Raw genomic sequence first — 26085 nt, forward strand, 5'->3', positions numbered from 1 at the left:
GCGGTGGCCGTGCCCCTTCTTGGGGAAAGCCTCCTTTTCACCCTAAGGAGCCCCCACCTCCCCACCCACGCCGGGCAGATCAGCTTCCCGGGAGGAGTGGTGGAGCCAGGGGAAACCCCCGTGGAGGCAGCCCTGCGGGAGGCCGCGGAGGAGGTGGGCCTTTTGGGGGTGGAGCCCCTGGGGTACCTTGCCCCGGTGCTTTCCCCCCAGGGTTTCCTGGTCCAGCCGGTGGTGGTCTTCCGGGAGGACCTTCCTCCCCTAAGGCCCAATCCCCTCGAGGTGGCCCAGGTCTTCCTGGCCCCGTTGAAGGAGCTTCTCCAGGTAAACCCCTGGAGCGAGGTGCGCCATGGCCGCACCGTCTGGCATTTTCCCTGGCGGGGGGTGGACATCTGGGGGGTGACGGGGAATATCCTTAAGGAGTTCCTGGAGGTGTGGCGTGAAGCGAGTGGGGATTCTTCTGGCGGACCTTTTTGACGAGCGGGAGTTCCTGTACCCCTATTACCGGGTGCAGGAGGCCGGGTATACCCCGGTGGTCATCGGTCCTGAGGCCCGGGAGTACAGGGCCAAATCCGGTTTTTCCTGGAAGGCGGAGGTAAGCGCCCGGGAGGCACCGGAGCTGGCGGGCCTCCTCATCCCCGGAGGCTTCGCCCCCGATTACCTGAGAAGAAGCCCTGAGGTGCTGGCCCTGGTGCGCCGGGTGGCGGAGGGGGGAGGGCCCCTCGGGGCCATCTGCCATGCGGGCTGGGTTCTCATCAGCGCCGGGCTGGTGCGGGGTAGGCGGGTCACGGGGTTTTCCTCCATCCGGGACGACCTGGAGAACGCCGGAGGGCTTTACCAGGAAACTGGGGTGGTGGTGGATGGAAACCTGGTGACCGCCCAGGGGCCCAAGGACCTGCCCGGGTTCGTCCTGGCCTTTTTGGAGCTTCTGGCTAAAGGGTGAACCGGGTTCCCCTTTCCCCTTGCAAGACCCCGGCCACTACGCCCCTTTCCCCCTGGGCGATGGCGGCCCAGGGGGCACCTGCCCTAAGGGCGTTTAAGGCAGCTTCCACCTTGGGGATCATGCCCCCCTGGAGGATCCCCTGGGCCTTCAGGTCGTCCACTTCCTTCGGCGTGAGGTGGGGGAAGCGGGTGGTGGGATCCTTGGGGTTCCTTAAGACCCCGGGCACATCCGTGAGGAAGAGGGCGGGCCACCCCAAGGCCCCGGCCACCGCCCCGGCGGCGGTGTCGGCGTTCACGTTCAAGGGGCCTTCCTCGTCCAGGGCGATGGGGGCGAGAAGGGGCGTGTAGCCCTTTTCCAGGAGGTCCAGGAGCAAGCCCACTTCCACCCCCACCACTTCCCCCACCCGGCCCAGGTGGGGGAGGACCTTTCCCCTTAGGCACAGGGCATCCCGACCGGAAAGGGAAAGGGTCCTTCGCCCTCTTCGGGAAAGCCCCTCCGCCAGGCGCTTCCCCGTGAGGCACAGGCTCATCTCCACCACCTCCATGTGCTCAGGAGGCGTTACCCGCAGGCCTCCCTCAAAGCGGCTTTCCAGACCCAGGCGGGTAAGCCAGGCCCCGATCTCCGGCCCGCCCCCGTGCACCAGAACCAGGGGGCCGGGGTAGCTGGCGAGCTCGTCCAGCAGGGTTTCGGCACCCCTTAGGCTTCCCCCCACCTTCACCAGCAAGGGTTCACTCAAGGTAGATCACCTCCTCGGGCAGGTCCCCTTCCTCCTCGGCCTCCAGGAGGTCCAAAAAGCCCAAGGCGGCGTGGTCGGGGTGGAGGCCGAAATGGGCCGCCAGGGCCTGGACTGCGTTTACGGGGGGCATGCGGCTGGCCTTCTCGAGCAGGGGTTTCAGCTCCGAAGGGGCCATAAGCCTTTCCCCTAGCTCCGTTCCCTGGGCCAGCTCCGCCTGGACTTTTCCCCCCTCGGCCAGAAGAAAAAGAAGCTCCTCCTCGGCCAGGACCAGGAAGGCCAGGGCCTTCCCCAGTTGGGAAAGCTCCTCCAGGAAGGCCCGTATGGCCTCGGGGTCCTCCTGGGCCTCGAGGGTCTCATGGTAGAGGCTCACCCAGGGAGGATCCGGAACCAGGTAGATCCCGGCCCCCAGGGTCTTGCCCTGAGCCCAGGCCAGCACCCTTTCCAGGGGGGCCTCCACGTGGAGGGAGAGAAAGCTCCGCACCAAGCCCTATACTAGCCCTTGTGAGCGCCCTTTACCGCCGGGTCCGCCCCCTCACCTTTGAGGAGCTGGTGGGCCAGGAGCACGTGAAGGAGCCCCTGGTGCGGGCCATCCGGGAAGGACGCCTCGCCCAGGCCTACCTCTTTTCCGGTCCGCGGGGGGTGGGGAAGACCACCACTGCCCGGCTTCTGGCCATGGCCGTGGGGTGCCAGGGGGCGGAGCGCCCTTGCGGGGTTTGCGCCCACTGCCAGGCGGTGCAAAAGGGAGCCCACCCCGATGTGGTGGAGATCGATGCCGCCAGCAACAACTCGGTGGAGGACGTGCGGGAGCTTAGGGAGAGGATCCTCCTCGCCCCCCTTTCCGCCCCCAGGAAGGTCTTTATCCTGGACGAGGCCCACATGCTCTCCAAAAGCGCCTTCAACGCCCTCCTCAAGACCCTGGAGGAGCCCCCGCCCCACGTGCTCTTCATCTTCGCCACCACCGAGCCCGAGAGGATGCCCCCCACCATCCTTTCCCGCACCCAGCACTACCGCTTCCGCCGCCTCACGGAGGAGGAGATCGCCTTTAAGCTCCAGCGCATCCTCAAGGAGATGGGGAGGGAGGCGGAGGAAGATGCCCTTCTCCTGGTGGCAAGGATTTCGGACGGGGCGCTTAGGGATGCGGAAAGCCTTTTGGACCGCCTGCTTCTCCTGGAGGGTCCCTTGACCCGAAAGCAGGTGGAGGAGGCCCTGGGCCTTCCGCCAAGAGAAGCTCTTTCCCGCCTGGCCCGGGGCCTAGCCCGGGGGGACCTCAAGGAAGTGCTCTCGGAGGCCAGGGGGCTTTATGCCAAGGGCTTCGCCCCAAGGAGCCTGGCGGGAGGGCTCATGGAGGTGCTCCGGGAAGCCCTCTACGCCGCCCACGGCCTGCCGGGGGAGGGCCTCGAGGCTCCTCCCGAAGCTTTACTGGGAGCCCTCACCGCCTTGGACGAGGCCATGGAGCGCCTTGCCAAGCGCTCGGACCTCCTGGCCCTGGAGGCAGCCCTGTTGCAGGCGGCCAGGGTTTTCCCGGCGGCCTCCTTGTTCCAGCCGGGCAAGGGGGAGGTTCAGCCCACGGCCGGCCCTTCCTCCGGGGAAGGGGTGCGGGCCGAGGCGGCTTTGCCTGAAGAGCCAGCCCATGTGCGTAGGCAAGGGGCTTCCCGGGAAGACCTGCCCGAGTTCCATCCCACCAAGCCCCTGGTGCCGCCAGGTGCCAGGGAAGCAGGCCTTTCCGGGGAGGTGCCAAGGGACCTGGCCGGGAGGTGGCGGGCGTTCCTCGAGGCCCTGAAGCCCACCCTGAGGGCCTTCCTCAGGGAGGCCCGGCCGGACCTGGAAGAAGGGCGCTTGGTGCTTCGCTTCCCCGAGAGCAAGGCCTTTCACCACAAGCGGGCTGAGGAGCAAAGGGCCATCCTTCTCCCCCTGGTGCGGGCCCACTTCGGGGTGGAGGAGGTGGCCTTTCTCCTGGAAAAAAAAAGCCTAGACCCTAGGCCCCCTTCCCGGAACCTTCCTTTGCCTGGGGAAAAACGTGGGCGTTCGGAAGAGCCCAAGGCCTCCGAGCCCGCTCCCCCGGCCCTGCCCGAAGGGAGTGTCCAGGAGGTCAGGGGTTTTCCTGAAGGGGAGGAGGAGCCGTGGGATTCCTTGCCCGAGCCAGCCGAAAGGCCACCTTCCGCAGAGGCTCCTTGGCGAGGGGAGGTGGACCCCTTTGGCCAAGACGCCCCAACGGAGGACCCCATCAGGCCTCCTGAGGATCCCAGCCGGCGCCTGGCGGAGATCACCCGGCTCTTGGGGGCGCGGCTTCTATGGGTGCGCAGGCCCAGGCTTCCCGAGGCCGAGGAACCGCTGAGTGAAGACGACATAGGGGGTACTGGTATATAATGCCCCCATGACCAAGACCACCGAGCTGGGGCAAGAGACCGTAGAAAACATCCTTAAGCGGCTACGGCGTATCGAAGGCCAGGTGAGGGGTTTGCAGAAGATGGTGGCGGAGGGGCGTCCCTGCGACGAGGTGCTCACCCAGATGACCGCCACCAAAAAGGCCATGGAGGCGGCGGCCACCTTGATCCTGGAGGAGTTCCTCAACATCTGCGCCGCCGAGGTTTCCGAGGGCAAGGTGGACCCCAAAAAGCCCGAGGAGATCGCCACCATGCTGAAGAAGTTCATCTAGCCCCTTGCTGGGTCGCAGGAGCCCGGGCTTAGGACGAGGGTTTGGGAAGGTGCCGAAGAGGCTTAGGCGCCTCTTTCAGGCTTTTTTTCCTCGAGGGGAGGAGCCGGACGATGCCTTCGCCCTGGCCTTTCTGCAGGGGGAGGAGCGCACCCTTTACCTTTCCATGGACCCCAGGGACCGGGCCCATGCGGTGCGGGTGGCCCGCCGGCTCCTGAGGCACTACCCTGAGGCCCCTGCCTTCGCCATCCGGGCTGCCCTTCTTCACGATGCGGGAAAGGCCCTGAGGCCCTACCGTCCCCTGGAGCGCATTCTCACCGGGCTTTACGCCCTCCCCGTACCCCCTTATCCCTTGCGGAGGGGGATCTTGGGGGCCTTCCAGGTGCGCCGCCACCACCCCCTGTACGCTGCGGAGCGCATTCAGGACCCCGAGGTGCGGGCTTTGGTCCTGGAGCACCACCGCCCGCAAAGCCTCTGGGGAAAGCGGCTTCACCAGGCGGACCAGGAGGAATGAACCCCCCTTTGGGCAAATGCCCCTAGCCAAGCCGGACCCTTAAGGAGTAGGGTATCAAAGAGCAAAGGAGGGCTTATGGAAGACTTCACCTGGCGCGTGGGCGGCCCCCAAGGGGGCGGGATAGAGACGGCGGCCACCCTTTTCGCCCGGGCGGTGGCCAAGGGGGGCTGGTGGGTGGCCACCAAGCGGGAGTACCACTCCAACATCATGGGGCGGCACTCCTACTTGGATGTGCGCCTCTCGCGAAAACCCGTGGCGGCCTTCCGAGGAAAGGTGGACATGCTGGTGGCCCTGGACGGGGAGACCCTGGCCCGGCACCTGGACGAGATTCGGTCTGGAGGGGTGATCCTTTACGATCCCCGGGTCTTGGAGCTCACGGTGCACAAGCTTCCCATGCTGGACCACCGGGTGGCGGAGGCCCTTTCGGAACGCTTCGGCAAGCTGGACCCCACCCTGAAGGATCTCCTTGCCGCCTACGTGGAGTCGGGGGTCCAGCCCCTGCCCTACCCCTTTGAGGAGGTGGCGGACCGGATCGGGGCGGAGCTGGGTGTCCCTTCCCTTCAAGCCCGGCGCACCCTGAACACCATCGCCGTGGCGGCGAGCCTCCACTTCCTGGGCTTCCCCCTGGAACCCTTGCTGGAGGCCCTGGCCCTGCAGTTTAGGGGCAAGGTGTTGGAGCTAAACCAGAAGGTGGCCGAGGCGGTGTACCGGGAGGAGGTGCCCAGGCTTTCCTTCCAGCTTCACCTAAACGGGTACGAGCCGGGCCGAGTCTACCTCACCGGGGCCCAGGCGGCGGCCTTGGGCAAGCTGGCTGGCGGGCTTCGCTTCCAGACCTACTACCCCATAAGCCCGGCCACGGACGAGTCCACCTACCTCGAGGCCCACACGGCCTTTACCGGAGCCGACGTGGCCGTGGTCCAGACGGAAGACGAGATCGCCGCGGTGACCATGGCGGTGGGAGCGGCCCTCACCGGGGCCAGGGCCGCCACCGCCACCAGCGGGCCAGGCTTCAGCCTCATGGCCGAGGGCATGGGCTTTGCCGGCATGATCGAGGCCCCCTTGGTGGTGACCCTCTACCAGCGGGGTGGCCCGAGCACCGGCCTTCCCACCCGCACCGAGCAGGGCGACTTGATGTTCGCCATCCGGGGCGGGCACGGGGAGTACCCCAGGATCGTCCTGGCCTCTGGGGATATAGAGGATGCTTTCCTGGATGCCCAGAAGGCCCTGGCCTGGGCCTGGCGCTACCAGACGGTGGTGGTGCACCTTTTGGACAAGTTCCTGGCCTCCATGGCGCAGAGCCTTCCCAAGGAGGCCTTGAGGGTGCTTTCCCTGGATGGGGAAAAACGCCTCACCCCCAGAAAGGAGGGGTTTGGCCCCTATGAGCGCTACGCTCCCTCGGAGGACGGCATCTCCCCCTTTATCCCCCTTGGCACCCCGGGGGGCTTTTACTGGATGACCTCGGACGAGCACGACCTCGAGGGCCACATCACCGAGGACATCGTCCTCAGGGAATACCAGATGGAAAAGCGCATGCGCAAGCTGGAAGACGCCCGCAGGGAGATTCCCCTCGAGGACCAGTACACCCTCTACAGGGATGGCGAAGTCCTGGTCCTGGGTTGGGGCACGGTGAAGGGTACCCTCCTGGAAGCCCTGGACCGCCTGCCTGGGGTGGGCTACCTGCACCTCAGGCTCCTCTGGCCCTTCCCGGAGATTGGTGCACTTCTGGAGGGGAAAAAGCTGGTCACGGTGGAACACAACTACTCGGGGCAGCTTGCGGACCTGGTGCAGCAGGAAACCTTAAGGCGGGTGGATCACCGCATTGTGAAGTACAACGGCCGCCCCATCACCCTGGATGAGGCGGTGCAGGCCTTGGAGCAGGTGCTTGCGGGCAGGGCCCCGGAGCGCCTGGTGCTCAGGAAAGGAGTTTAACCATGCTGGAACTCAAACTTGCCGATTACAAGGCGGAAAAGCAACCGGACTGGTGCCCGGGCTGCGGGGACTATGGCATCCTCTCCGCGTTGCAGATGGCCCTTTTCGAGCTGAAGCGGGATCCTTCCCAGACGGCGGTCTTCTCGGGAATCGGTTGCTCCGCCAAGACCCCTCACTACCTTAATGTCTACGGGATCCACACCCTCCACGGCCGTGTCCTCCCCGTGGCCCAGGGGGCCAAGCTGGCCAACCCCCACCTCACCGTGGTGGCGGTGGGTGGGGACGGGGATGGCCTTGGGATCGGGGCCGGGCACTTCGTGGCCGCAGGCCGCCGCAACGTGGACATGCTCTACATCCTCTACGACAACGAGGTCTACGGCCTCACCAAGGGGCAGGCGGGGCCCACCCTGGGCCTAGGGGAGAAGACCAAAAGCCTTCCCAAGCCCAACCCCCAGGGGCGCATCAACCCCCTGCTTCTGGCCTTTGCCTCGGGTTACACCTGGATCGCCCGGGGCTACGCCTACGACGTGAAGGGCCTCAAGGAGCTCATCAAGGAGGGCCTTAGCCATAAGGGCCTGGCTTTTCTGCATGTCCTCCAGCCCTGCCCCACCTACAACGACCTGCACACCAAGGAGTGGTTCGCCCCCAGGCTCTATAAGCTCCAGGATGAGGGATACGACCCCCATGTTCCCGAAGGGCTTCCCCCGGAGGAGCTGGATCGCAGGATGGCCCAGTTCCAGGAAAAAGCGGCGGAGTGGGGGGAGCGGATCCCCATAGGGGTCTTCTGGAAGGCGGAGGTCCCCACCTTTGAGGAGCGCCTCAAGGCCTATCTGCCCCGCTACCCTGAGGTCTACCCTGCCTTAGGGCAACAGGAACCCCTGGACCTCGAGGGCCTCCTTAAGGAGTTCGCCCTTTAAGGCCGGATGAGCCGCGCCGGGGTGGCGATGAGGTCCACCCGGCGTTCCGGCTCCACGGGAAGCTTGGGGTAGACCATGAGGGCGTGGGCCAGGGTGGCGAAGGGGGCCTCCACGGCAAGCCAGGCCTGGGGAAAACCGTAGCCCTTCCCCACCCAGCCCCCTTCTTCATCCACGGCCACGGCCCCGATGAGGACTAGGTCTATGGGCTGCCCCTTTAGGTCCACCTTCACCCCGTAGCGGTAGGCCTCCCGCACCCGCTTGAGCTTTCTTGGGTCCAGGTCCTTAAGGAGCACGAACTCCCCCGGCCGGTCGGGGTGGGGGAGGATCAGGGCCTTTCCTGCCTTCAGGGCCTCTTCCCGCAAGGGTTTCAGCACCGCATCCATGCCCGCCAGGATGAGCCTGGCCCTTTGAAACTCCGGGGTGCGGAGGAGGAGCCCCGCTGCCTTTTTGGCTCCCAGGAAGTTGGGGTGGTGGCCGTGGGGAGGCGTGGGGTGAAGGGCCAGGTCGTAGCGGGCTAAGGTGTTCCAGACTTCTTCCCTAAGTTGGCCCAGGGTCATGGGGTTCTAAATAGCGCACGGTGATGCCTTCCAGCAAGCCTTGAACTTGCGCTTCCGTAACCTTCCGGGATAGCTTTCCGTCCGCTGTCCAGAATTCAGCCTGAAGCTTCTCCGCCAGGGCCAGGTAATGGGCGTCGTACACAGCTTTTAAACCCAGGGCTTGGGATAGGGCCAAGGCTCTTAGATGAAGGCCTTTGTCCCCCATCAGGCGGATGTTCAGGCCCAAGGCTCCTCGCAAAAAGGCTTCCGCTTGGGGCCCTGACAAGACCCCGCCCAGAACGTAGCGGTGAAGGGCATTGGCCACCTCGTAAGGCAGGAGGGTGGGGGCGACCACCTCCTTGCTACCCAAACCAAGAAAAGCTTCATGGGCCCTTCTGTCGCCAAGGATGCCTGCCAGAAGAACTCGCATGAGGAAGCTTGCGTCAAGAACCGCCCAGTTCAAGGGTGCGTTCCTCCCGCATCGCCCGTATGACTTCCTCTGGGGAAGAGATGGGTCCTTGTAGGTGGCTTCGGATCTCCTGGCCCAGCCTCCAAAGCGCATCGAGGATCTCTTGTTGCTTAGGCGCTTTCCGGAGCCGCTCGTATTCTTCCACGGACAGGATGACCGCTACGGCTCTTCCTCCCCGTTCCACCACCAGGGTTTCTCCCTGGGCCACGCGTTGGAGGACCTCCCCAAAGTGAACCCGGGCCTCGGTGGCGGAGATGGGGGTGCTGGTGTCCTCAATCATTGCATTAATCAGTATACCCAAGTACCTAACTAAGGGAGGCAAGGCCCTTGCTAGACTGGACCCTATGGGCCGCCTTAAGTTCGCCCACCTGCACCAGCACACCCAGTTCTCCCTCCTGGACGGGGCGGCGAAGCTTTCTGACCTTCTTGAGTGGGTGAAAACGGTTTCCCCCGAGGACCCTGCCCTGGCCATGACCGACCACGGCAACCTCTTCGGGGCGGTGGAGTTCTACAAGAAGGCCACCGCCATGGGGATCAAGCCCATCATCGGCTACGAGGCTTACGTGGCCGCGGAAAGCCGCTTTGACCGCAAAAGGGGGAAGGGCCTGGACGGGGGGTACTTCCACCTCACCCTTCTTGCCAGGGACTTCAAGGGCTACCAGAACCTGGTGCGCCTGGCGAGCCGGGCATACCTGGAGGGTTTTTACGAAAAACCCCGCATTGACCGGGAGATTCTACGGGAGCATGCCGAGGGTCTTATCGCCCTTTCGGGGTGCCTGGGGGCGGAGATTCCCCAGTTCATCCTGCAGGACCGCCTGGACCTGGCGGAGGCCCGGCTGAACGAGTACCTCTCCATCTTCGGCGACCGCTTTTTCATAGAGATCCAGAACCACGGCCTGCCCGAGCAAAGGAAGGTTAACCAGGTCCTGAGGGAGTTCGCCCGGAAGTACGGCCTGGGGATGGTGGCCACCAACGACGGCCACTACGTGCGCAAGGAGGACGCCCGGGCCCACGAGGTGCTTCTCGCCATCCAGTCCAAGAGCACCCTGGATGACCCCGAGCGCTGGCGTTTCCCCTGCGACGAGTTTTACGTGAAGACCCCAGAGGAGATGCGGGCCATGCTCCCGGAGGAGGAGTGGGGCGACGAACCCTTTGACAACACGGTGGAGATCGCCCGCATGTGCGAGGTGGACCTTCCCATCGGGGACAAGATGGTCTACCGCATCCCTCGCTTTCCCCTTCCCGAGGGAAGGACCGAGGCCCAGTACCTTAGGGAGCTCACCTTCAAAGGGCTTCTTTCCCGGTATCCGGACCGCATCACCGAGGGGTTTTACCGGGAGGTCTTCCGCCTTCTGGGGAAGATACCGCCCCATGGGGACGGGGAAGCCCTGGCGGAGGCCTTGGCCCAGGTGGAAGGGAAGGCTTGGGAAGCCCTTCTGCCCAAGCTACCCCCGTTGGAGGGGGTGAGGGAGTGGACGGCGGAGGCCATCTTGCACCGGGCCCTTTACGAGCTTTCCGTGATCGAGCGGATGGGCTTTCCCGGCTACTTCCTCATCGTCCAGGACTACATCAACTGGGCCAGGCGGAACGGGATCTCCGTGGGACCAGGCCGGGGAAGCGCCGCCGGGAGCCTGGTAGCCTATGCCGTGGGCATCACCAACATCGACCCCCTGCGCTTCGGCCTCCTCTTTGAGCGCTTCCTGAACCCCGAGCGGGTTTCCATGCCCGACATCGACACGGACTTTTCCGACCGGGAGCGGGACCGGGTGATCCAGTACGTGCGCGGGCGCTACGGGGAGGAGAAGGTGGCCCAGATCGGCACCTTCGGTAGCCTGGCCTCCAAGGCAGCCCTCAAGGATGTGGCCCGGGTCTACGGCATCCCCCACAAGAAGGCGGAGGAGCTGGCCAAGCTGATTCCCGTGCAGTTCGGCAAGCCCAAGCCCCTGGCCGAGGCCATAGAGCTGGTGCCGGAGTTAAGGGCGGAGATGGAAAAAGACCCCCGGGTGCGGGAGGTGATCGAGGTGGCCATGCGCCTCGAGGGCCTGAACCGCCATGCTTCCGTGCACGCCGCCGGGGTGGTGATCGCCGCCGAGCCCCTCACGGACCTGGTGCCCCTCATGCGGGACCAGGAGGGACGGCCCGTGACCCAGTACGACATGGGGGCGGTGGAGGCCCTGGGGCTTTTGAAGATGGACTTCCTGGGCTTGCGCACCCTCACCTTCCTGGACGAGGCCAAGAAGATCGTGAAGGAGTCCAAGGGGGTGGAGCTGGACTATGATCGCTTGCCCTTGGACGACCCCAAGACCTTCGCCCTCTTGGCGCGGGGGGAGACCAAGGGGGTTTTCCAGCTGGAATCGGGAGGGATGACCGCCACGGTGCGGGGGCTAAAGCCCAGGCGCCTCGAGGACATCATCGCCCTGGTTTCCCTCTACCGCCCGGGGCCCATGGAGCACATCCCCACCTACATCCGCCGCCACCATGGCCAGGAGCCCGTGAGCTACGTGGAATTCCCCCATGCGGAGAGGTACCTGAGGCCCATCCTGGAGGAAACCTACGGCATCCCCGTCTACCAGGAGCAGATCATGCAGATCGCCTCCCAGGTGGCGGGCTACTCCCTAGGGGAGGCCGACCTTTTGAGGCGGGCCATGGGCAAGAAGAAGGTGGAGGAGATGCAAAAGCACCGGGAGCGCTTCGTGCGGGGGGCCAGGGAGCGGGGCGTGCCCGAGGAGGAGGCCAACCGGCTTTTTGACATGCTGGAGGCCTTCGCCAACTACGGCTTCAACAAGTCCCACGCAGCCGCCTACAGCCTCCTTTCCTACCAGACCGCCTACGTGAAGGCCCACTACCCGGTGGAGTTTATGGCCGCCCTCCTCACCGTGGAGCGGCACGATTCCGACAAGGTGGCGGAGTACATCCGCGACGCCCGGGCCATGGGCATAGAGGTCCTTCCCCCCGACATCAACCGCTCAGGCTTTGACTTCAAGGTGGTGGGGGAGGAGATCCTTTTTGGCCTCTCCGCGGTGAAGAACGTGGGGGAAGGGGCAGCCCAGGCCATCCTGGCGGAAAGGGAGCGCCGTGGTCCCTTTAAGAGCCTCGGGGACTTCCTCAAGCGCCTGGACGAGAGGGTGGTGAACAAGCGCACCCTGGAGTCCCTTATCAAGGCGGGGGCCTTTGACGCCTTTGGGGACAGGGCCCGGTTGCTGGCTTCCTTGGACCCCCTCCTCCGGTGGGCGGCGGAAAGCCGGGAGCGGGAGCGATCCGGCATGATGGGCCTGTTCGCCGAGGTGGAAGAACCTCCCCTGGCGGAAGCCTTGCCCCTGGACGAGATCACCCGGCTCCGCTACGAGAAGGAGGCCTTGGGCATCTACGTTTCCGGCCACCCGGTGCTGCGCTACCCGGGCCTGAGGGAGGTGGCGAGCTGCACCCTGGAGGAGCTTTCCGACTTCATCCGGGGCCTTCCCCCAAGGCCCAGGGTGCTCCTCGCGGGCATGGTGGAGGAGGTGGCGCGCAAGCCCACCAAAAGCGGGGGCATGATGGCCCGTTTTACCCTCTCCGATGAGACAGGGGCCCTCGAGGTGGTGGTTTTCGGCCGGGCTTACGAGGGGGTTTCTCCCAAGCTCAAGGAGGACACCCCTCTCCTGGTCCTGGCGGAGGTGGAGCGGGAGGAAGGGGGGCTTAGGGTCATGGCCCAGGCCGCCTGGACCCACGAGGAGGTGGCCGAGGCCCCCAAGGCCCTGGAGGTGGAGGTAGACCATGCCCTTTTGGACGAAGGGGGTGTTGCCCTTCTGAAGAGCATCCTGGATGAGCACCCCGGGAACCTCCCCCTCTACCTGAGGGTGCAGGGGCCCTTTGGAGAAGCCATCCTCTCCCTACGGGAAGCCCGGGTCGGGGAAGGTGTTTTCGAGGCCCTCGAGGCCGAGGGCTTCCGCGCCTACTTGATCCCGGATCGGGAGGCCTTCCTCCAGGGGAACGGTGGAGGAGGGCCCAAGGAGGAAGTGGTGCCCTTTTAGGGAAAAGAGGCTGGGCGTAGGCCCAGCCTCCTTTGCCCCTTTGCCGGGGCCCCAACCTGGCAAAGCCAGGTTGGGGTGGCTTTAGAAGTCCATGTCGCCGCCCGTGGGAGCGGGGGTGGACTCCTTCTTCTCGGGTTTCTCGGCCACCACCGCCTCGGTGGTGAGGATGAGGGAGCCGATGGAGGCGGCGTTCTGCAGGGCGGAGCGGGTCACCTTGGCAGGGTCCACGATGCCTGCCTCCACCATGTCCACGTACTCCCCGGTGGCGGCGTTGAAGCCCAGGCGGAGGTTCTTGGTCTCGGAGAGGATCCTCTGGACCACCACGGAGCCCTCGTAGCCAGCGTTCTCGGCGATCTGACGGGCAGGCTCCTCCAGGGCCCGACGCACGATCTTGGCCCCGGTGGCCTCGTCCCCGTCCAGCTTCTTAAGGAGCTCGTCCACGGCGCTGATGGCCCTGAGGAGCGCCACGCCACCGCCCGGGACGATGCCCTCCTCCACCGCGGCCCGGGTGGCGTTCAGGGCGTCCTCAAAGCGGTGCTTCTTCTCCTTGAGCTCGGTTTCGGTGGCAGCCCCCACCCGGATCACCGCCACGCCCCCCGCCAGCTTGGCCAGGCGCTCCTGGAGCTTCTCCTTGGCGTACTCGCTGTCCGTGGTCTCCAGCTCCTTCTTGATGCCGTTGATGCGGGCCTCGATGTCCTCCTTCTTGCCCTTGCCGCCCACGATGGTGGTCTCGTCCTTGGTGATCCGCACCCTTTCGGCCCGGCCCAGCATGGAGAGGGTGGCGTTCTCCAGCTTGAAGCCAAGCTCCTCGGAGATGACGGTACCACCGGTGACGGCGGCGATATCCTTGAGCATCTCCTTGCGGCGATCACCGAAGCCGGGAGCCTTCACCGCAGCCACGTTCAGGGTGCCCCGGAGCTTGTTGACCACCAGGGTGGCCAGGGCCTCGCCCTCCACGTCCTCGGCGATCAGGAGGAGGGGCTTACCCGTCTGGGCCACCTGCTCCAGGATGGGGAGGAGTTCGCGCACGTTGGAGACCTTCTTCTCCACGATGAGGATGAAGGCGTCCTCGAGGACCGCCTCCATGGCCTCGGGGTTGGTGACGAAGTAGGGGGAGATGTACCCCTTATCAAACTGGTACCCCTCCACGAACTTCAGCTCGGTCTCCAGGCTCTTGGACTCCTCGACGGTGATGATCCCCTCCTTCCCCACCTTCTCCATGGCGTCGGCGATCAGCTTGCCCACGTCAGGGTCGTTGGCGGAGATGGTGGCCACCTCCTCGATGGCCTTGCGGTCCTCCACGGGGATGGCCAGGGAGCGGATCTTCTCCACCGCCGCCTCCACCGCCTTCTCAATGCCCCGCTTGAGGGCCAAGGGGTTGGCGCCGGCGGCCACGTTCTTGAGGCCCTCCCGCACGATGGCCTGGGCCAAGACGGTGGCGGTGGTGGTGCCGTCGCCGGCCACGTCGTTGGTCTTGGAGGCCACCTCCTTGAGGAGCTGGGCCCCGATGTTCTCCAGGTGGTTCTCCAGCTCGATCTCCTTGGCCACCGTCACCCCGTCCTTGGTGATGGTGGGGGAGCCGAACTTCTTCTCCAGGACCACGTTCCGGCCCCGGGGGCCAAGGGTTACCTTCACCGCGTCGGCTACCGCGTTCACGCCGCGCTCCAAGGCCCGGCGGGCCGCTTCGTCAAACACCAGGATCTTCGCCATACCTCACCTCCCTTACTGCAGAACCGCCAAAAGGTCGCGCTCGGAGAGGATCACGTACTCCTCGCCGTCGATCTCGATCTCAGTGCCGCCGTACTTGGCGAAGACCACGATGTCCCCCTCCTTGACCTCGAGGGGCACCTTCTGCCCGTTGTCCAGGATGCGGCCCGAGCCCACCGCGATCACCTTGCCCTTCTGGGGCTTCTCCTTGGCGGTGTCGGGGAGCACGATGCCGCCCTTGGTCTTGGGCTCCTCCTCAATCCGTTTCACCACAACCCTGTCGCCTAGGGGCTTGATCACCGTCTTCACCTCCGCAGCCATATTCACTCCCTCCTTTGACGCTCAAAGGGCGAGAGTGTCAAACCAAGGGTTATTATTTTGCCCCCGCGTGTTCCTGTCAAGGGGGTTGAGGGGGGTTTTATAAGGAGAGGGGCTGGTGGCCCCTCACCACCTTCAGCTCGAGGCCATGGGCCAGGAGGAGGCCCCGCATAGCCAGGGCTCGCTCCAGGCCCGGGGTCTTGCCCAAGGCCAGCCGGCCCTTTTCCCCTGGGTAAAGGAAGTAACCCTCGGGGAGGAGGAGGAGAACTCCCTGCCGGGCTTGGGCGCTTCCCTTTAAGGCCGCCTTGAGGAAGGCTTGTTCCGCCGCCTGGGTGATGAGGAAGAAGGTGCTTCCAGGAGGGGCCTTGGGCGGGAGGGCGGGGGTTTGGGTGGGCTCTAGGCGGGCCAGAAGCGAGAGGGCCCTCACCAGGTGGCCCCTTCCCCGTCCCAAAGGCAGGACCTCTCCTGCGGAAAGGCCATAGGAAACCCCGCTTTTCTCCGCCAGGAGAAGGAGCCAGGCGGCAAGGCTCGCCCCATGGTCCAGGTAGGCGGGGTGGAGGCTTTGGGTGTCCAGGTGAAGGAAGAGGCTTCCCAGAAGGCTTTTTTCCACTTCCCGCACGATGGGGCGGCCCTGGCGGAGGCTTGCCGGCTTGGCCAGAAGGCGCAGGGAATCCCCGGGCTGGTAGGGGCGGAGGCCCTTGGCCTCGAGGGGATCGGGAAGGCCGAAGGGCTCGGTTTTGCCCTCCAGGAAGAAGCTGGGGGCGGGCTCAAAGGGCGGTAGGGGCCGCAAGGCGGGGTAGACCAAGACCCTCCCCGCCTCCAGGCTGAGAAGCCTCTCCCCCAGGCCCAGGGGGCTGGTGAAGCGTAGGGTAAGGCGGAGGGTATGCTCTCCCCGCCGGCGGTAGCGGCAGGAAAGAGGCAGGGCCAACCGGATCTTCCCCCAGGCCATCCCGGAAAGGCCCCGGGGTTCCAAGCCCAAGGGGGCCGAGGGGAGGTTTTCCAGGCGGAAGAAAAGGGGAAGGGGAGCCCAGACCTCCACCGCCACCTGCCCAAGCCGCACCTGCCCGGGGAAGCCTGGAGCCAGGTCCGGGGTTTGCACCCGGATCCGGGCCAATCGGGGTGCCCGCCAAAGGGCGAGGAGGAGAAGGAGGGATAGAAGGCCCAAAACCCCTTCCATGACGTCCTTCCCTAGGCCCTTTCCACCGGGGCGGGGACCGCCTTGAGGGCTTCCGCCACCAGCCCTTCCGGGCTGGCTCCGGAAAGCTCCGCCTCCAGCCGTAGGAGAAGGCGGTGGGGGATGGCGGCCCGGAAGGCCTCCTTGATGTCCTCGGGCACGGTGAAGGTCCGTCCCTGCAAGAGGGCCAGGGCCTGGGCCAGGCGCTCCACCTGCAAAAGAGCCCTGGGGGAGGGGCCAAGCCGCACCTCCTCCCGGCTCCTGAGCCAGCCCGCCAAGGCCAGGAGGTAGTCCAGCACCTCCTCGGCCACCCGCACCCGGCGCACCTCCTGGCGAAGGGCCAGGATCTCCTCCCCTTGGGTGACCGCCTCCAGGCCCTCTAGGGGTTCCCTCTCCTTCAGGGCCTGGAGGAGGGCCTTTTCGTCGGGGTAGCCCAGGGATAGCCGGGCGGTGAACCGGTCCCGCTGGGCCACGGGCAGGGGGTACGTGCCCTCCTCCTCCACGGGGTTTTGCGTGGCCAGGACGAAAAAGGGCTCGGGCAAAGGATGGGTTTTCCCCTCCAGGGTCACCTGGCCTTCCCCCATGGCCTCGAGGAGGGCGGACTGGGTCCTGGGGGTGGCCCGGTTGAGCTCGTCCACCAAGAGCACCTGGGCGAAGACGGGTCCCTTCTGCCAAAGGAGGCTTCCTTCCCGGTAGAGGTAGACGCCGGTGAGGTCCTGGGGCAGGAGGTCGGGGGTCATCTGGATGCGGCTAAAGGAAAGGCCCAGGACCCGGGCCAAGGCCTTGGCGAAGGTGGTCTTCCCCGTGCCGGGCACGTCCTCCAGAAGAAGGTGCCCCCCGGAAAGGAGGGTGGCCAGGGAAAGCCTTAGGGTTTCCTCCCTCAGGAGGACCCGGCCCGAAAGGGCCCTTTGGATGCGGGCGAGGAACATAGCCTAAGGATATCCCCCAAGAGGGCTTCCGCCCTTTCCGCTTCCTCCTCCCCGGTCCTTCCGCCGTAGCGCGCGGGCAGGTAAAGCCGGGTGAGCCCCTCCAAGGGTTCTCTCAACCCGGGAAGGGGGAGGGAAACCCTCTCCAGGTACTCCAGGGGCCCCTCGGAGGCCAGCCGGGGAAGGCCCAGGGCCTTTAGGGCTTTAAGGGTCTGGAGATAGGCCCGCCGCACCCGGTCTTGGGGGAGGGTTTCTTGAAAGCGCTTGGAACTCCTGGCCGGTATGCCCTGGGCGGCCTCCTGCTCTTCCCGGTCCCGGTGGCGCCAAACCAGGAAGGCCAGGAGGGAGAGAAGCCCCAGGGTGAAAAGGGCGGAAAGCCCCGCCAGGGCCATGCCCACCTCGCCTAACCGCCTGGGTCCCGGTACAGCCTCTTTGGGGCCGCTCTCCTGGGAAGGGGTGGGCATGGAGGCTGAGGGGCTGGTTCCCCATGCGCTTTCCCCACCCCCCAGGGTACCCAGGTAGAGGAGGAAAAGGCCCCCGGCCAAAAGGGCCAGCAAGAGGGGCAAGAGGTGAAGCCCCCGGTAGGGAAGCCTCTCCCCCCGGTCCAAAAGGGGCAGAAGCGCCAGGAGGAGAAGAAGGAGGGCCAGGGGCTGGGCATGGGCCAAGGCCCGGTTGAGGAAGGCCACCCAGGGGGAAAACCCTTCCTCGGGGGCCTGGTAGGCTGCTTCCTCTCCCGGCTGGGATTTCGCTTCCGGGGAAGCCTGAAGGCTAGGGGGAGCCAGGGCCGGTAGGGGAAGGGCGGGAAGATGGAGGGGAAGAAAGGCCAGGCCTGCCAGCAAAAGGCCCAGGATCCCTGGGATCCATAGGGTGGAAGGGGGGGTCCAAAACCATTCCCCCCGTTCCTGGGCCCGCCCATGGGCCTCCTCCAGAAGGCTGATTCCGTGCAGGAGGCCCAGGAGGAAGAGGCCCCATGGCCCAAGCCCAAGGGCCAAGGGGAGGAGGAAGAGGCTGGAAAGGGGCCTGGCCTTGGCGGCCAGGAAAAAGCCGTAGAGGAGGAGAAGCCCGGAGGTCAGGGCCCATCCCTGGAGCCAGGTGGGGAAAGGGAGGGTAAAGGCATGGAGGAGACCGGGAAGGAAGGCTCCCCATAGGAAGGCGCCGGGGTAGAACCGCTTGCCCAGGTGGAGGAGGAGGATCCCCAGGGCCGAAGGGAGCGCCCACACGGGCAGGGAAAGAAAAAGCCCCAGGGCCAGCAAGGGGGTGAGGGGAAACCTCATCCTCCGCCCCTTTGGCGCAGGGCCTCGTAGAGGAGGAGGGCAGCGCTCACGGAAACGTTGAGGCTATCCGCCACCCCCCGCATGGGGATGCGCACCCTCACCCCCGCCCGGGCCAGCCAGGCCTCGGAAAGGCCTTCGTCCTCGGTTCCCAGGAGGAAGGCCACCCCCCTTTGGTAGTTCTCTTCCCAGTAAACCTTCTCCCCCCTGGGGGTGGCGGCCACCAAAAAAAGCCCTTTTTCCTCCAGGAAGCGGGCGGCTTCCTCCTCGGCCACGGGGTAGACGGGCAGGGAGAAGACCACCCCCGTGGAGTTCCGGATCACCTGGGGGCTATAGAGGTCCACCCCTTCCGCCACCAGAACCAGATCCACCCCCGCCCCATCCGCCGAGCGCAGGATAGCCCCCAGGTTGCCGGGTTTTTCCAGGCCCAGAAGGACCAGGACCAGGGGGTCTTGCGGGAGCTGGACCTCCTTTAGGGTTTTGTGGGGCAGGCGGAAGACCCCGATGACGGGAGGCGGGTTCTCCCTTACGGAAACCCGCTCCATCGCCTCCTGGGAAAGCTCCAGGGTGGGGGCCGATCCCGCCAGGGCCTGGTCCTCCGGGGTGGCCTTGGGGCCGAGGAGGAGGGTTTCTAACTGGAGGCCAGCCCTTAGGGTCCTTTCCACCTCCCGCCGGCCTTCCACCAGGAAAAGGCCAGTCCTTTCCCGCTCCCTTCGTTCCTTCAGGGCGGCCAAGGCCTTCACCTTGGGGTTAGCGGGGCTTTGAATGCGCATGGCGGTTCCTCGGTTCGGGGTTTCCCCCGAGGCGCACTTCAAAGCGGGCGATCCGGGGTCCGGAAAGCTCCAGGGAAACTTCTTCCACCTGGGGCAGTTCCTCCAGAAGCCGGGAAAGCCTGAGGACGATTTCCTGGTAGGGGGCAGGGTCGAGAGGACCCGAAAGATCCGGGCTTTGCCCGTGGCTTAGGGGCCTTACCAGCTCCTGGGCGTCCTTCTGGGTGAGGGGGGAAAGCCGCTGGCCCAGCACCTGGTCCCCCAGGGGGGTGGGCAGGACCAGGGTGAGGACGGGGCCGAAGAGGGGGTGGGGCTTGGCGGTGAGCTTGAGGGAAAGCCCTTCCCCCTTCCCCAAGGGCAGGCCGAAGCACTCCAAGAGGGCGGCCCCCTCCGCCTGACTCAGGGTCCTTTTCCCTTCTAGAAGCTTCCTCGCCTCCTCCAGGCGCAGGTCGGGGAAGTCGGGGAAGTGGAGGGGCTCTTCCCGCCAGGCCTTGTAAGCCCAGGCCCGGCTCAAGGCGATGGCCGCGGATTCGGGGAAGCGGTAGAGGGCCACCTGGCCCATAACCCGGGCCCGCACCCCAGGGGAGCCCATCACGCAGGCCAAGAGTACCTTGTTCCCTTCTGCCTTCTCTAAAAGAGCCAGGAACTCCTCCTCGCTGGTAAAGCCCATGGGTACGAAGAGGAGAAACACGCTTCCCGCCTCGCCTTCCAGGGCTTCTTCCAGGGCGCGGGCGAACTCCTCCGCCTTGGCGGTGGAGCCTAGGTCCACGTGCTCCACGAAAAGCCCTCCTTCCCTTAGGGCCTCGAGGGCCAGGTTGGAGGGGCCGGAGGCGTTGGAGATGAGTCGCACCCGGTTGTTTTCCGGAAGGCGCCCCAGGGCCAGAAGGGCGGCCACGTCAAAGGCTTCCTCCAGGCTGTTGGCCCGGATCACCCCGGCCTGGGCGAAGAGGGTGCGCACCAAGGGATCCCGGGAGGGATGCACCGCCAGGATGGGCTTTTTCTTGCCGATCCTGCGGGCTAGGCGGGAGAAGCGCCGGGGGTTGCCGAAGCTCTCCAGGTAAAGGAGGATCACCCGGGTTCGCTCGTCCTCTTCCCAGAACTGCAAAAGGTCGTTGGAGGAGATGTCCGCCTTGGCCCCCAAGGAGACGAAGGAGGAGATGCCCAGTCCCATACCCTCCGCATAGGCCATCACCGCCCGGCCCAGGGTGCCGGACTGGCTGGAGATGGCCAGGGGTCCGGGTTTGGGGAGGGGGGCCAGGCCCGCCGCCAGGCGCACCTCGGGGTGGGTGTGGACCAGGCCCAAGGAACCCGGGCCCAGAAGGCGCATCCCCAGGCGCCTGGCCTTGTCGGCCAGCTCTTTGGCCTCTTGGTCCTGGAAGCCGGTGGTGAGGACCACGCTGGCTCGCACCCCCCGTCTTCCCGAGGCCTCGAGGGCCTCCCAAACCCGCTCCTTGGGCACGGCGATCACCGCCAGGTCCACGGGGCCGGGGATGCTCTCCACCCTGGGGTAGGCGAGAAGGGGCCCCACGGTACCTCCTTCCTTGCCGATGGCCTCGTTCACCGGGTAGACGGGGCCTTGGAAGCGGCCAAAGATGAGGTTTTCCAGGGTCCGGTAGCCGATGCTTTCCGGGTCGCGGCTGGCCCCCACCACCGCCACGCCCCGGGGAAAGAAGAAGGGATGGAGACTCGCGAGGGTGGAAACCTTTTCCCGCCACTCAAACCGCTCCGCCGCCTTCTCCTCCAGGAGGATCTCAAACTCCACCTCCACCTCCCCGCTATCCCTGCGGGCCCGCACCTGGAAGCCGCTTTCCATGAAGACGTTGAGCATTTTCTGGTTCTCCGCCAGGACGAAGGCCTGAAACCGCCTTACCCCCCGCTTGGCGGCGATCAAGGCCAGGCGCTCCAGAAGGAGGGTGCCCAGGCCCTTGCCCTGGAAGGCGTCGTCCACCAGAAAGGCCACCTCGGCGGTGTCCTCCCCCTTCAGGCGCACGTACTCCCCCGTGGCCACCATCCTGGGGGGGTCTCCCGCCAGGACCATGAGGATCACCTTTTCCTCTTCCGGTTTGGCGGAAAGGAGAAGCTCCGCCGCCTTTTCCGGGGAGATGGGGGAGAAGAAGCGCATGCGCAGGGACTCCGGGGATAGCCGCCTCAGGAACTCCACGAAAAGGGGAAGGTCCTTGGGGCCTGCCCGCCTCAGGAAGGCGGTGCGCCCGTCCTTGAGGAGGATGGGACCCTCCTCGAGGCCGTGCTGGGGCGTGGGTGGGGGCACGTAGCCCATGCCTTTAGCCTACATCCGGGTAGCATGGGGGTATGCTGCGCCTGGATACCCGCTTCCTCCCGGATTTCCCCCAGGCTTTTAAGGAGCACGGGCCCCTCCTTCTTCAAGCCCGGGAGGCTCTTTTGGCCAAGCGGAAGGATCTCCAAAGCATGCTGGGCTGGATGGACCTCCCCGAGGACACGGAAACCCTGAGGCGGATCCGCCGCTACCGGGAGGCTAACCCTTGGGTGGAGGACTTCGTCCTTCTGGGCATCGGGGGAAGCGCCTTGGGGCCTAAGGCCCTGGAGAGTGCCTTCAACGAAAGCGGCGTGCGCTTCCACTATGTGGACCACGTGGAGCCGGAGCCCGTGCTTCGGCTCCTTCGGGGCCTAGACCCCCGGAAGACCCTGGTGAACGCGGTTTCCAAGTCGGGGGCCACCGCGGAAACCCTGGCCGCTCTTCTGGTTTTTCTGAACTGGCTTCGGGAGAACCTGGGGGAGGAGTGGCGGCGGCATCTGGTTCTCACCACCGACCCCAGGCGGGGGGCGCTAAGGGCCTTGGCGGAAAAGGAGGGCCTCGAGGCCTTTTCCATTCCCGAAAACGTGGGAGGGCGCTTCTCCGTGCTCTCCCCGGTGGGGCTCCTTCCCTTGGCCTTTGCCGGGATGGACCTGGAGGCCCTCCTCATGGGGGCAAGGAAGGCGAACGAGCTGGCCCTGGCCCCGTTGGAGGAAAACCTCCCCCTGAAAACCGCCTTCCTCCAGCACCTCCACCGCCACCTGCCCATCACGGTCTTTATGGTGTACTCGGAAAGGCTGAAATACCTTCCCGCCTGGTTTGTCCAGCTCCACGACGAGTCCTTGGGCAAGCGGGATGGGGAGGGCAACCGGGTGGGCACCACCGCCGTGCCCGCTTTGGGTCCCCAGGACCAGCACGCCCAGGTGCAGCTCTTCCGGGAAGGCCCCCTGGACAAGCTCATCGTTCTGGTGGTGCCGGAAAGGGCCACGGAGGACCTCCTCCTGCCCCAGGTGGAAGGCCTCGAGGGGGAGGCAGGTTACCTCTTCGGCAAGGGCTTGTTCCAGCTCTTGAAGGCCGAGGCCGAGGCCACCTACCAGGCCTTGGCCGAAGCGGGACAGAGGGTCTATACCCTCTACCTCTCGGAGGTTTCCCCTTACGCCGTGGGCTGGCTCTTGCAGCACCTCATGTGGCAAACCGCCTTCCTGGGGGAGCTCTGGAGGGTGAACGCCTTTGACCAGCCCGGGGTGGAGCTGGGCAAGCGCTTGACCTTTGCCCTTCTTGGGCGTCCCGGGTATGGCTCCTAACCTTGGAAGCGTGGAAATAAGTGTATGATGCCCTAGGCATTAGGGGGTCTCTATGGACCGACTGGAGCCTTTGGGCATCAAACCGAGGAAACAGGTTTTCTGGAACACGGTTTCTCCCATCCTGGTGGAGCACACCCTGGCCCGGGGCGAGGGGATTCTGGCCCACAAAGGGTCCTTGGTGGTGGACACCACCCCCTACACCGGGAGAAGCCCCCGCGACAAGTTCGTGGTGCGGGAGCCGGGCGTAGAGGAGGAGGTCTGGTGGGGTGAGGTGAACCAGCCCTTCGCCCCGGAGGCCTTCCAGGCCCTTTTGGAAAGGGTGGCCGCCTACCTTTCTGACCGCGACCTCTACGTGCAGGACCTGTATGCGGGAGCGGATAAGCGTTACCGGCTGGCGGTGCGGGTGGTGACGGAAAGCCCCTGGCACGCCCTTTTTGCCCGCAACATGTTCATCCTCCCGCGCCGGTTCCCCGAGGGCGACGAGGTGGAGCCCTTCGCTCCCGGCTTCACCGTGATCCACGCCCCTTACTTCCTGGCCGACCCCGAGCGGGATGGAACCCGGAGCGAGGTGTTCGTGGGCATCAGCTTCCAGAGAAAGCTCGTCCTCATCGTGGGTACCAAGTACGCCGGGGAGATCAAGAAGAGCATCTTCACCGTGATGAACTACCTCATGCCCAAGCGGGGGGTTTTCCCCATGCACGCCTCGGCCAACGTGGGGAAGGAGGGGGATGTGGCCATCTTCTTTGGTCTTTCCGGGACGGGCAAGACCACCCTTTCCACCGATCCGGAGAGGCCCTTGATCGGCGACGACGAGCACGGTTGGAGCGAGGAGGGAGTCTTCAACTTTGAAGGGGGATGCTACGCCAAGGTCATCCGCCTCTCCCCGGAGCACGAACCCCTCATCTATAAAGCCTCCAACCAGTTTGAGGCCATCCTGGAGAACGTGGTGGTCAACCCGGAAAGCCGTCGGGTGGAGTGGGATGACGACACCAAGACCGAGAACACCCGGGCCTCTTACCCTCTTGCCCACCTGGAAAATGTGGTGGACTCGGGCATGGCGGGCCATCCCAGGGCCATCTTCTTCCTCTCCGCCGACGCCTACGGGGTCCTGCCCCCCATCGCCCGCCTTTCTCCGGAGCAGGCCATGTACTACTTCCTCTCCGGCTACACCGCCCGGGTGGCGGGCACGGAAAGGGGCGTCACCGAGCCCAAGGCCACCTTCTCCGCCTGCTTCGGGGCGCCCTTTCTTCCCCTCCATCCCGGGGTCTATGCCCGCATGCTGGGGGAGAAGATCAAGAAGCATGGTCCCAGGGTGTACCTGGTGAACACCGGCTGGACCGGGGGGCCTTACGGGGTGGGCCGGCGTTTTCCCCTGCCCGTGACCCGGGCCCTTTTGCAGGCGGCGCTAAGCGGGGCCCTCGAGGGGGTTCCCTACCGCCAGGATCCCGTCTTCGGCTTTGAGGTCCCCCTGGAGGTTCCCGGGGTGCCTAAGGAGCTTTTGGACCCGCGAGAAACCTGGGAGGACAAGGAGGCCTACGATCGCCAGGCCAGGAAGCTAGCTACCTTGTTCCAGGAAAACTTCCAGAAGTACGCGGACGGGGTGGAGGAAGCCATACGCCGGGCAGGGCCAAAGGTGGGGTAGCCCTTATCCTTTGTGGGGATGGGCCTTCTGCCCAGCCCCTTGCCAAGTAGGGCCCGGGGGTATTAGTCTCCCAGGTGGCAGGTAATGGATGGGACAAATGTACCTCACCCCTGGACAAGGTCTTCTGGCAGAATGGAAAGCACTACCGTCTGGGGGACGGGTCTGTTATGAGCCAAGCTTGGTTTAGCCGTTACGCCTGGGGCGTCCTGGTGTGGAACATCCTGGTGGCCCTCTGGGGTGCCTACGTGCGGGCCACCGGGTCGGGGGCAGGGTGCGGTGCCCACTGGCCTACCTGCAACGGGGAGATCATCCCCAGAAGCCCACAGGTGGAGACCTTCATCGAGTTCACCCACCGGGCTACCTCGGGCCTGGCCTTCCTCTTGGTCTTCCTCTTCTTCCTCTCTGCCCTTCGCGCTTTTCCCAAGGGGCATCCTGTGCGCTTTGGGGCTGGGCTTTCCCTCCTTTTCATGGTCACGGAGAGCCTGGTGGGGGCCTCCCTGGTCCTCTTTGGCTGGACGGCCCAAAACGCCAGCGCCGCCCGGGCCGTGGTCCAGATGGTCCACCTGGCCAACACCTACTTTCTCCTCGCCGCCTTGGTCCTCACCGCCTGGTGGGCCTCTGGGGGTGCTCCCTTGCGCCTTAGGGGGCAGGGTGCGGTGGGGGCGGCCTTGCTTCTGGGGCTTATCGCCTTGCTCTTCCTGGGGATGAGCGGGGCGGTGACCGCTTTGGGCGACCTTCTTTTCCCCGTCCGGAACACCCTCGAGGCCCTGGAGCGCTCCCTGACCCCAGGCGAGCACTTCCTGGTGCGCCTCAGGGTGCTTCACCCCCTCATCGCCGTGAGCGTGGGGCTTTATGTGGTTTTTGCTGGCTACCTGGTGGCCCATCTGCGGCCTTCCTCCCATACCCGCCGCTTCGCCCATGCCCTCGCGTACCTCTATGGAGTGCAGCTTCTCGTGGGCCTGGTGAACGTGTGGCTCAAGGCCCCGGTCTGGATGCAGATCCTGCACCTTCTTTTGGCCTACGCCGTGTGGCTTCTTTTCATCCTGCTTTCGGCGGCGGCGTTGGTCCAGGGGGCTAGGCGGGTGGAGCTGGGGGAGGGTACGGAGGCGGGGCAGGTGCACCGGGGCACTGGGGGAGCCACCTGGAAGGACTACCTGGCCCTCACCAAACCCCGGGTGATCAGCCTCCTTCTCTTCACCACCCTTTTGGCCATGCTCATCGCCGCCAAGGGCTGGCCTGGCACAGGCCTCTTCCTGGTGGTGGCCCTGGGAGGCTACATGATGGCGGGAGCGGCTAACGCCATCAACATGGTGGTGGACCGGGACATCGACGCCCGCATGCGCCGCACCGCCAAGCGTCCCACCGTGACCCAGCGCATTTCCAGCCGGGATGCCCTTCTCTTCGCCTTTGGCCTTGCCCTTTCTGCCTTCCTTCTCCTCTGGTGGGGGGCGAACCTCCTTTCCGCCACCCTGGCCCTCATGGGCCTTATCTGGTACGTGCTGGTCTACACCCTCTACCTGAAGCGGCGCACCTGGCAGAACATCGTCATCGGTGGGGCGGCGGGAGCCTTTCCCCCCCTGGTGGGCTGGGCGGCGGTGACGGGCGAGCTAAGCCTCTTCGCCTGGTACCTCTTTGCCCTCATCTTCTTCTGGACCCCGGTGCACTTCTGGGCCTTGGCCCTCATGATCCAGGACGACTACCGGGCCGTGGGGGTGCCCATGCTGCCCGTGGTGTTGGGGGAAAGGGTGACGGTGATGCAGATCGCCCTTTATGCCGTGCTCACTGCCTTGATTTCCCTCATGCCCCTCCTTTTGGGGGAACTCGGCCTGGTTTACTTCTTCTTGAGCCTCGCCCTTAATGCTTTGCTTATCCTTAAGAGCCTTGCCCTCTACCGCCAGCCCGAGCGGAGGACGGCGGTTTCGCTGTATAAATACTCCATGCTTTACCTGGCCCTCTTGTTCGTGGCCATGGCGGTGGATCGGGTGCTTTAGGGAGGG

The 26085-nt window shown here is 65.5% G+C and carries 23 protein-coding genes; 11 read left to right on the plus strand and 12 right to left on the minus strand.

The features are described 5' to 3' along the window. Positions 1 to 3: 3 nt before the first annotated feature. Entirely contained in the window at positions 4 to 474 is a 471-nt protein-coding gene (locus TNMX_RS10060) for a CoA pyrophosphatase (protein WP_038031759.1), read from the plus strand. Further along, entirely contained in the window at positions 437 to 940 is a 504-nt protein-coding gene (locus tag TNMX_RS10065; protein ID WP_019550615.1) for a type 1 glutamine amidotransferase domain-containing protein, read from the plus strand. The genes TNMX_RS10060 and TNMX_RS10065 overlap by 38 nt, the downstream gene beginning before the upstream one ends. On the opposite strand, the gene argB is transcribed toward TNMX_RS10065, so the two are convergent. Both argB and TNMX_RS10075 read right to left on the minus strand, forming a co-directional pair. After that, positions 930 to 1676: an acetylglutamate kinase gene (argB, locus tag TNMX_RS10070; RefSeq protein WP_015716008.1), complete on the minus strand. Its 747-nt coding sequence runs from the start codon at positions 1674 to 1676 to the stop codon at positions 930 to 932. The two genes, TNMX_RS10065 and argB, sit on opposite strands and share 11 nt — an antisense overlap. Then, positions 1669 to 2160 (minus strand): hypothetical protein, encoded by a 492-nt coding sequence (locus TNMX_RS10075; RefSeq protein WP_148228629.1) that lies wholly within the window; start codon positions 2158 to 2160, stop codon positions 1669 to 1671. The genes argB and TNMX_RS10075 overlap by 8 nt, the downstream gene beginning before the upstream one ends. A gap of 17 nt (positions 2161 to 2177) precedes the next feature. Here TNMX_RS10075 and dnaX point away from each other — a divergent pair, with 17 nt between their 5' ends. From dnaX to TNMX_RS10100, 5 genes are all read left to right on the plus strand, one after another. Then, complete coding sequence (gene dnaX / locus TNMX_RS10080) at positions 2178 to 4043, plus strand: DNA polymerase III subunit gamma/tau (RefSeq protein WP_038031771.1); 1866 nt, start codon at positions 2178 to 2180, stop codon at positions 4041 to 4043. A gap of 7 nt (positions 4044 to 4050) precedes the next feature. Next, entirely contained in the window at positions 4051 to 4332 is a 282-nt protein-coding gene (locus TNMX_RS10085) for a metal-sensitive transcriptional regulator (protein ID WP_015716013.1), read from the plus strand. 49 nt (positions 4333 to 4381) lie between these two features. Further along, positions 4382 to 4843 carry an HD domain-containing protein gene (locus tag TNMX_RS10090; protein WP_015716014.1) on the plus strand — a complete coding sequence of 154 codons (462 nt, stop codon included), beginning with the start codon at positions 4382 to 4384 and terminating at the stop codon, positions 4841 to 4843. A 75-nt stretch (positions 4844 to 4918) separates the two neighbouring features. Further along, positions 4919 to 6772: a 2-oxoacid:acceptor oxidoreductase subunit alpha gene (locus TNMX_RS10095; RefSeq protein ID WP_015716015.1), complete on the plus strand. Its 1854-nt coding sequence runs from the start codon at positions 4919 to 4921 to the stop codon at positions 6770 to 6772. Positions 6773 to 6774: 2 nt separating this feature from the next. Further along, the gene (locus TNMX_RS10100) at positions 6775 to 7689 is read left to right on the plus strand and encodes a 2-oxoacid:ferredoxin oxidoreductase subunit beta (RefSeq protein ID WP_015716016.1); all 915 of its coding nucleotides are present in this window, start codon (positions 6775 to 6777) and stop codon (positions 7687 to 7689) included. On the opposite strand, the gene TNMX_RS10105 is transcribed toward TNMX_RS10100, so the two are convergent. Genes TNMX_RS10105 through TNMX_RS10115 form a run of 3 tightly spaced genes read right to left on the minus strand, consistent with a single transcriptional unit; the run spans position 7686 to position 8974 of the window. Beyond that, positions 7686 to 8246 carry a 5-formyltetrahydrofolate cyclo-ligase gene (locus tag TNMX_RS10105; RefSeq protein ID WP_015716017.1) on the minus strand — a complete coding sequence of 187 codons (561 nt, stop codon included), beginning with the start codon at positions 8244 to 8246 and terminating at the stop codon, positions 7686 to 7688. The two genes, TNMX_RS10100 and TNMX_RS10105, sit on opposite strands and share 4 nt — an antisense overlap. Next, entirely contained in the window at positions 8227 to 8787 is a 561-nt protein-coding gene (locus tag TNMX_RS10110) for a type II toxin-antitoxin system VapC family toxin (protein WP_321162866.1), read from the minus strand. Before TNMX_RS10110 ends, TNMX_RS10105 begins: the two co-directional genes overlap by 20 nt. Then, positions 8669 to 8974: a type II toxin-antitoxin system Phd/YefM family antitoxin gene (locus TNMX_RS10115; RefSeq protein ID WP_015716019.1), complete on the minus strand. Its 306-nt coding sequence runs from the start codon at positions 8972 to 8974 to the stop codon at positions 8669 to 8671. Before TNMX_RS10115 ends, TNMX_RS10110 begins: the two co-directional genes overlap by 119 nt. Positions 8975 to 9038: 64 nt before the next feature. On the opposite strand from TNMX_RS10115, the gene dnaE reads away from it, so the two are divergent. Further along, the gene (dnaE, locus tag TNMX_RS10120; protein WP_038031773.1) at positions 9039 to 12704 is read left to right on the plus strand and encodes a DNA polymerase III subunit alpha; all 3666 of its coding nucleotides are present in this window, start codon (positions 9039 to 9041) and stop codon (positions 12702 to 12704) included. A gap of 81 nt (positions 12705 to 12785) precedes the next feature. Here dnaE and groL read toward each other — a convergent pair whose 3' ends face one another. From groL to TNMX_RS10155, 7 genes are all read right to left on the minus strand, one after another. Continuing rightward, positions 12786 to 14414: a chaperonin GroEL gene (gene groL, locus TNMX_RS10125; protein WP_038031775.1), complete on the minus strand. Its 1629-nt coding sequence runs from the start codon at positions 14412 to 14414 to the stop codon at positions 12786 to 12788. A gap of 12 nt (positions 14415 to 14426) precedes the next feature. Then, on the minus strand, positions 14427 to 14732 hold the full coding sequence (gene groES / locus TNMX_RS10130; protein WP_015716023.1) for a co-chaperone GroES: 306 nt from the start codon (positions 14730 to 14732) through the stop codon (positions 14427 to 14429). A gap of 97 nt (positions 14733 to 14829) precedes the next feature. After that, positions 14830 to 15906 (minus strand): DUF58 domain-containing protein, encoded by a 1077-nt coding sequence (locus TNMX_RS10135; protein WP_015716024.1) that lies wholly within the window; start codon positions 15904 to 15906, stop codon positions 14830 to 14832. Positions 15907 to 15917: 11 nt separating this feature from the next. Further along, positions 15918 to 16832 carry a MoxR family ATPase gene (locus tag TNMX_RS10140; protein ID WP_015716025.1) on the minus strand — a complete coding sequence of 305 codons (915 nt, stop codon included), beginning with the start codon at positions 16830 to 16832 and terminating at the stop codon, positions 15918 to 15920. Next, positions 16784 to 18103 carry a DUF4129 domain-containing protein gene (locus TNMX_RS10145; RefSeq protein WP_038031776.1) on the minus strand — a complete coding sequence of 440 codons (1320 nt, stop codon included), beginning with the start codon at positions 18101 to 18103 and terminating at the stop codon, positions 16784 to 16786. Before TNMX_RS10145 ends, TNMX_RS10140 begins: the two co-directional genes overlap by 49 nt. After that, a complete protein-coding gene (locus TNMX_RS10150) occupies positions 18100 to 18873 on the minus strand; it encodes an RNA methyltransferase (RefSeq protein ID WP_015716028.1) in 774 nt (257 codons plus the stop codon). Before TNMX_RS10150 ends, TNMX_RS10145 begins: the two co-directional genes overlap by 4 nt. After that, on the minus strand, positions 18851 to 21148 hold the full coding sequence (locus tag TNMX_RS10155) for a GNAT family N-acetyltransferase (protein ID WP_038031778.1): 2298 nt from the start codon (positions 21146 to 21148) through the stop codon (positions 18851 to 18853). The genes TNMX_RS10150 and TNMX_RS10155 overlap by 23 nt, the downstream gene beginning before the upstream one ends. A 32-nt stretch (positions 21149 to 21180) precedes the next feature. Between TNMX_RS10155 and pgi the strand changes: the two genes are divergently transcribed. From pgi to TNMX_RS10170, 3 genes are all read left to right on the plus strand, one after another. After that, a complete protein-coding gene (gene pgi, locus TNMX_RS10160; RefSeq protein WP_015716030.1) occupies positions 21181 to 22446 on the plus strand; it encodes a glucose-6-phosphate isomerase in 1266 nt (421 codons plus the stop codon). A 52-nt stretch (positions 22447 to 22498) separates the two neighbouring features. After that, positions 22499 to 24088, plus strand: coding sequence for a phosphoenolpyruvate carboxykinase (ATP) (gene pckA / locus TNMX_RS10165; protein ID WP_038031780.1), 1590 nt, complete (start codon positions 22499 to 22501; stop codon positions 24086 to 24088). Between the two features lie 167 nt (positions 24089 to 24255). Then, positions 24256 to 26079, plus strand: a complete 1824-nt coding sequence (locus tag TNMX_RS10170; protein ID WP_038031782.1) for a heme o synthase — start codon at positions 24256 to 24258, stop codon at positions 26077 to 26079. Positions 26080 to 26085: the final 6 nt, after the last annotated feature.

The sequence above is a fragment of the Thermus sp. NMX2.A1 genome (assembly GCF_000511705.1).
GTDB classification, from domain to species: Bacteria; Deinococcota; Deinococci; order Deinococcales; family Thermaceae; genus Thermus; species Thermus scotoductus.

Bases quoted from the DNA above. Each gene is read 5' to 3' on its own strand.
- TNMX_RS10085 (WP_015716013.1), top strand. From the start codon at position 4,051: ATGACCAAGACCACCGAGCTGGGGCAAGAGACCGTAGAAAACATCCTT.
- TNMX_RS10095 (WP_015716015.1), top strand. From the start codon at position 4,919: ATGGAAGACTTCACCTGGCGCGTGGGCGGCCCCCAAGGGGGCGGGATA.
- TNMX_RS10100 (WP_015716016.1), top strand. From the start codon at position 6,775: ATGCTGGAACTCAAACTTGCCGATTACAAGGCGGAAAAGCAACCGGAC.
- TNMX_RS10105 (WP_015716017.1), bottom strand. From the start codon at position 8,246: ATGACCCTGGGCCAACTTAGGGAAGAAGTCTGGAACACCTTAGCCCGC.
- TNMX_RS10110 (WP_321162866.1), bottom strand. From the start codon at position 8,787: ATGCGCTTTGGAGGCTGGGCCAGGAGATCCGAAGCCACCTACAAGGAC.
- TNMX_RS10115 (WP_015716019.1), bottom strand. From the start codon at position 8,974: ATGATTGAGGACACCAGCACCCCCATCTCCGCCACCGAGGCCCGGGTT.
- dnaE (WP_038031773.1), top strand. From the start codon at position 9,039: ATGGGCCGCCTTAAGTTCGCCCACCTGCACCAGCACACCCAGTTCTCC.
- groL (WP_038031775.1), bottom strand. From the start codon at position 14,414: ATGGCGAAGATCCTGGTGTTTGACGAAGCGGCCCGCCGGGCCTTGGAG.
- groES (WP_015716023.1), bottom strand. From the start codon at position 14,732: ATGGCTGCGGAGGTGAAGACGGTGATCAAGCCCCTAGGCGACAGGGTT.
- TNMX_RS10135 (WP_015716024.1), bottom strand. From the start codon at position 15,906: ATGGAAGGGGTTTTGGGCCTTCTATCCCTCCTTCTCCTCCTCGCCCTT.
- TNMX_RS10140 (WP_015716025.1), bottom strand. From the start codon at position 16,832: ATGTTCCTCGCCCGCATCCAAAGGGCCCTTTCGGGCCGGGTCCTCCTG.
- TNMX_RS10145 (WP_038031776.1), bottom strand. From the start codon at position 18,103: ATGAGGTTTCCCCTCACCCCCTTGCTGGCCCTGGGGCTTTTTCTTTCC.
- TNMX_RS10150 (WP_015716028.1), bottom strand. From the start codon at position 18,873: ATGCGCATTCAAAGCCCCGCTAACCCCAAGGTGAAGGCCTTGGCCGCC.
- TNMX_RS10155 (WP_038031778.1), bottom strand. From the start codon at position 21,148: ATGGGCTACGTGCCCCCACCCACGCCCCAGCACGGCCTCGAGGAGGGT.
- pgi (WP_015716030.1), top strand. From the start codon at position 21,181: ATGCTGCGCCTGGATACCCGCTTCCTCCCGGATTTCCCCCAGGCTTTT.
- pckA (WP_038031780.1), top strand. From the start codon at position 22,499: ATGGACCGACTGGAGCCTTTGGGCATCAAACCGAGGAAACAGGTTTTC.
- TNMX_RS10170 (WP_038031782.1), top strand. From the start codon at position 24,256: ATGAGCCAAGCTTGGTTTAGCCGTTACGCCTGGGGCGTCCTGGTGTGG.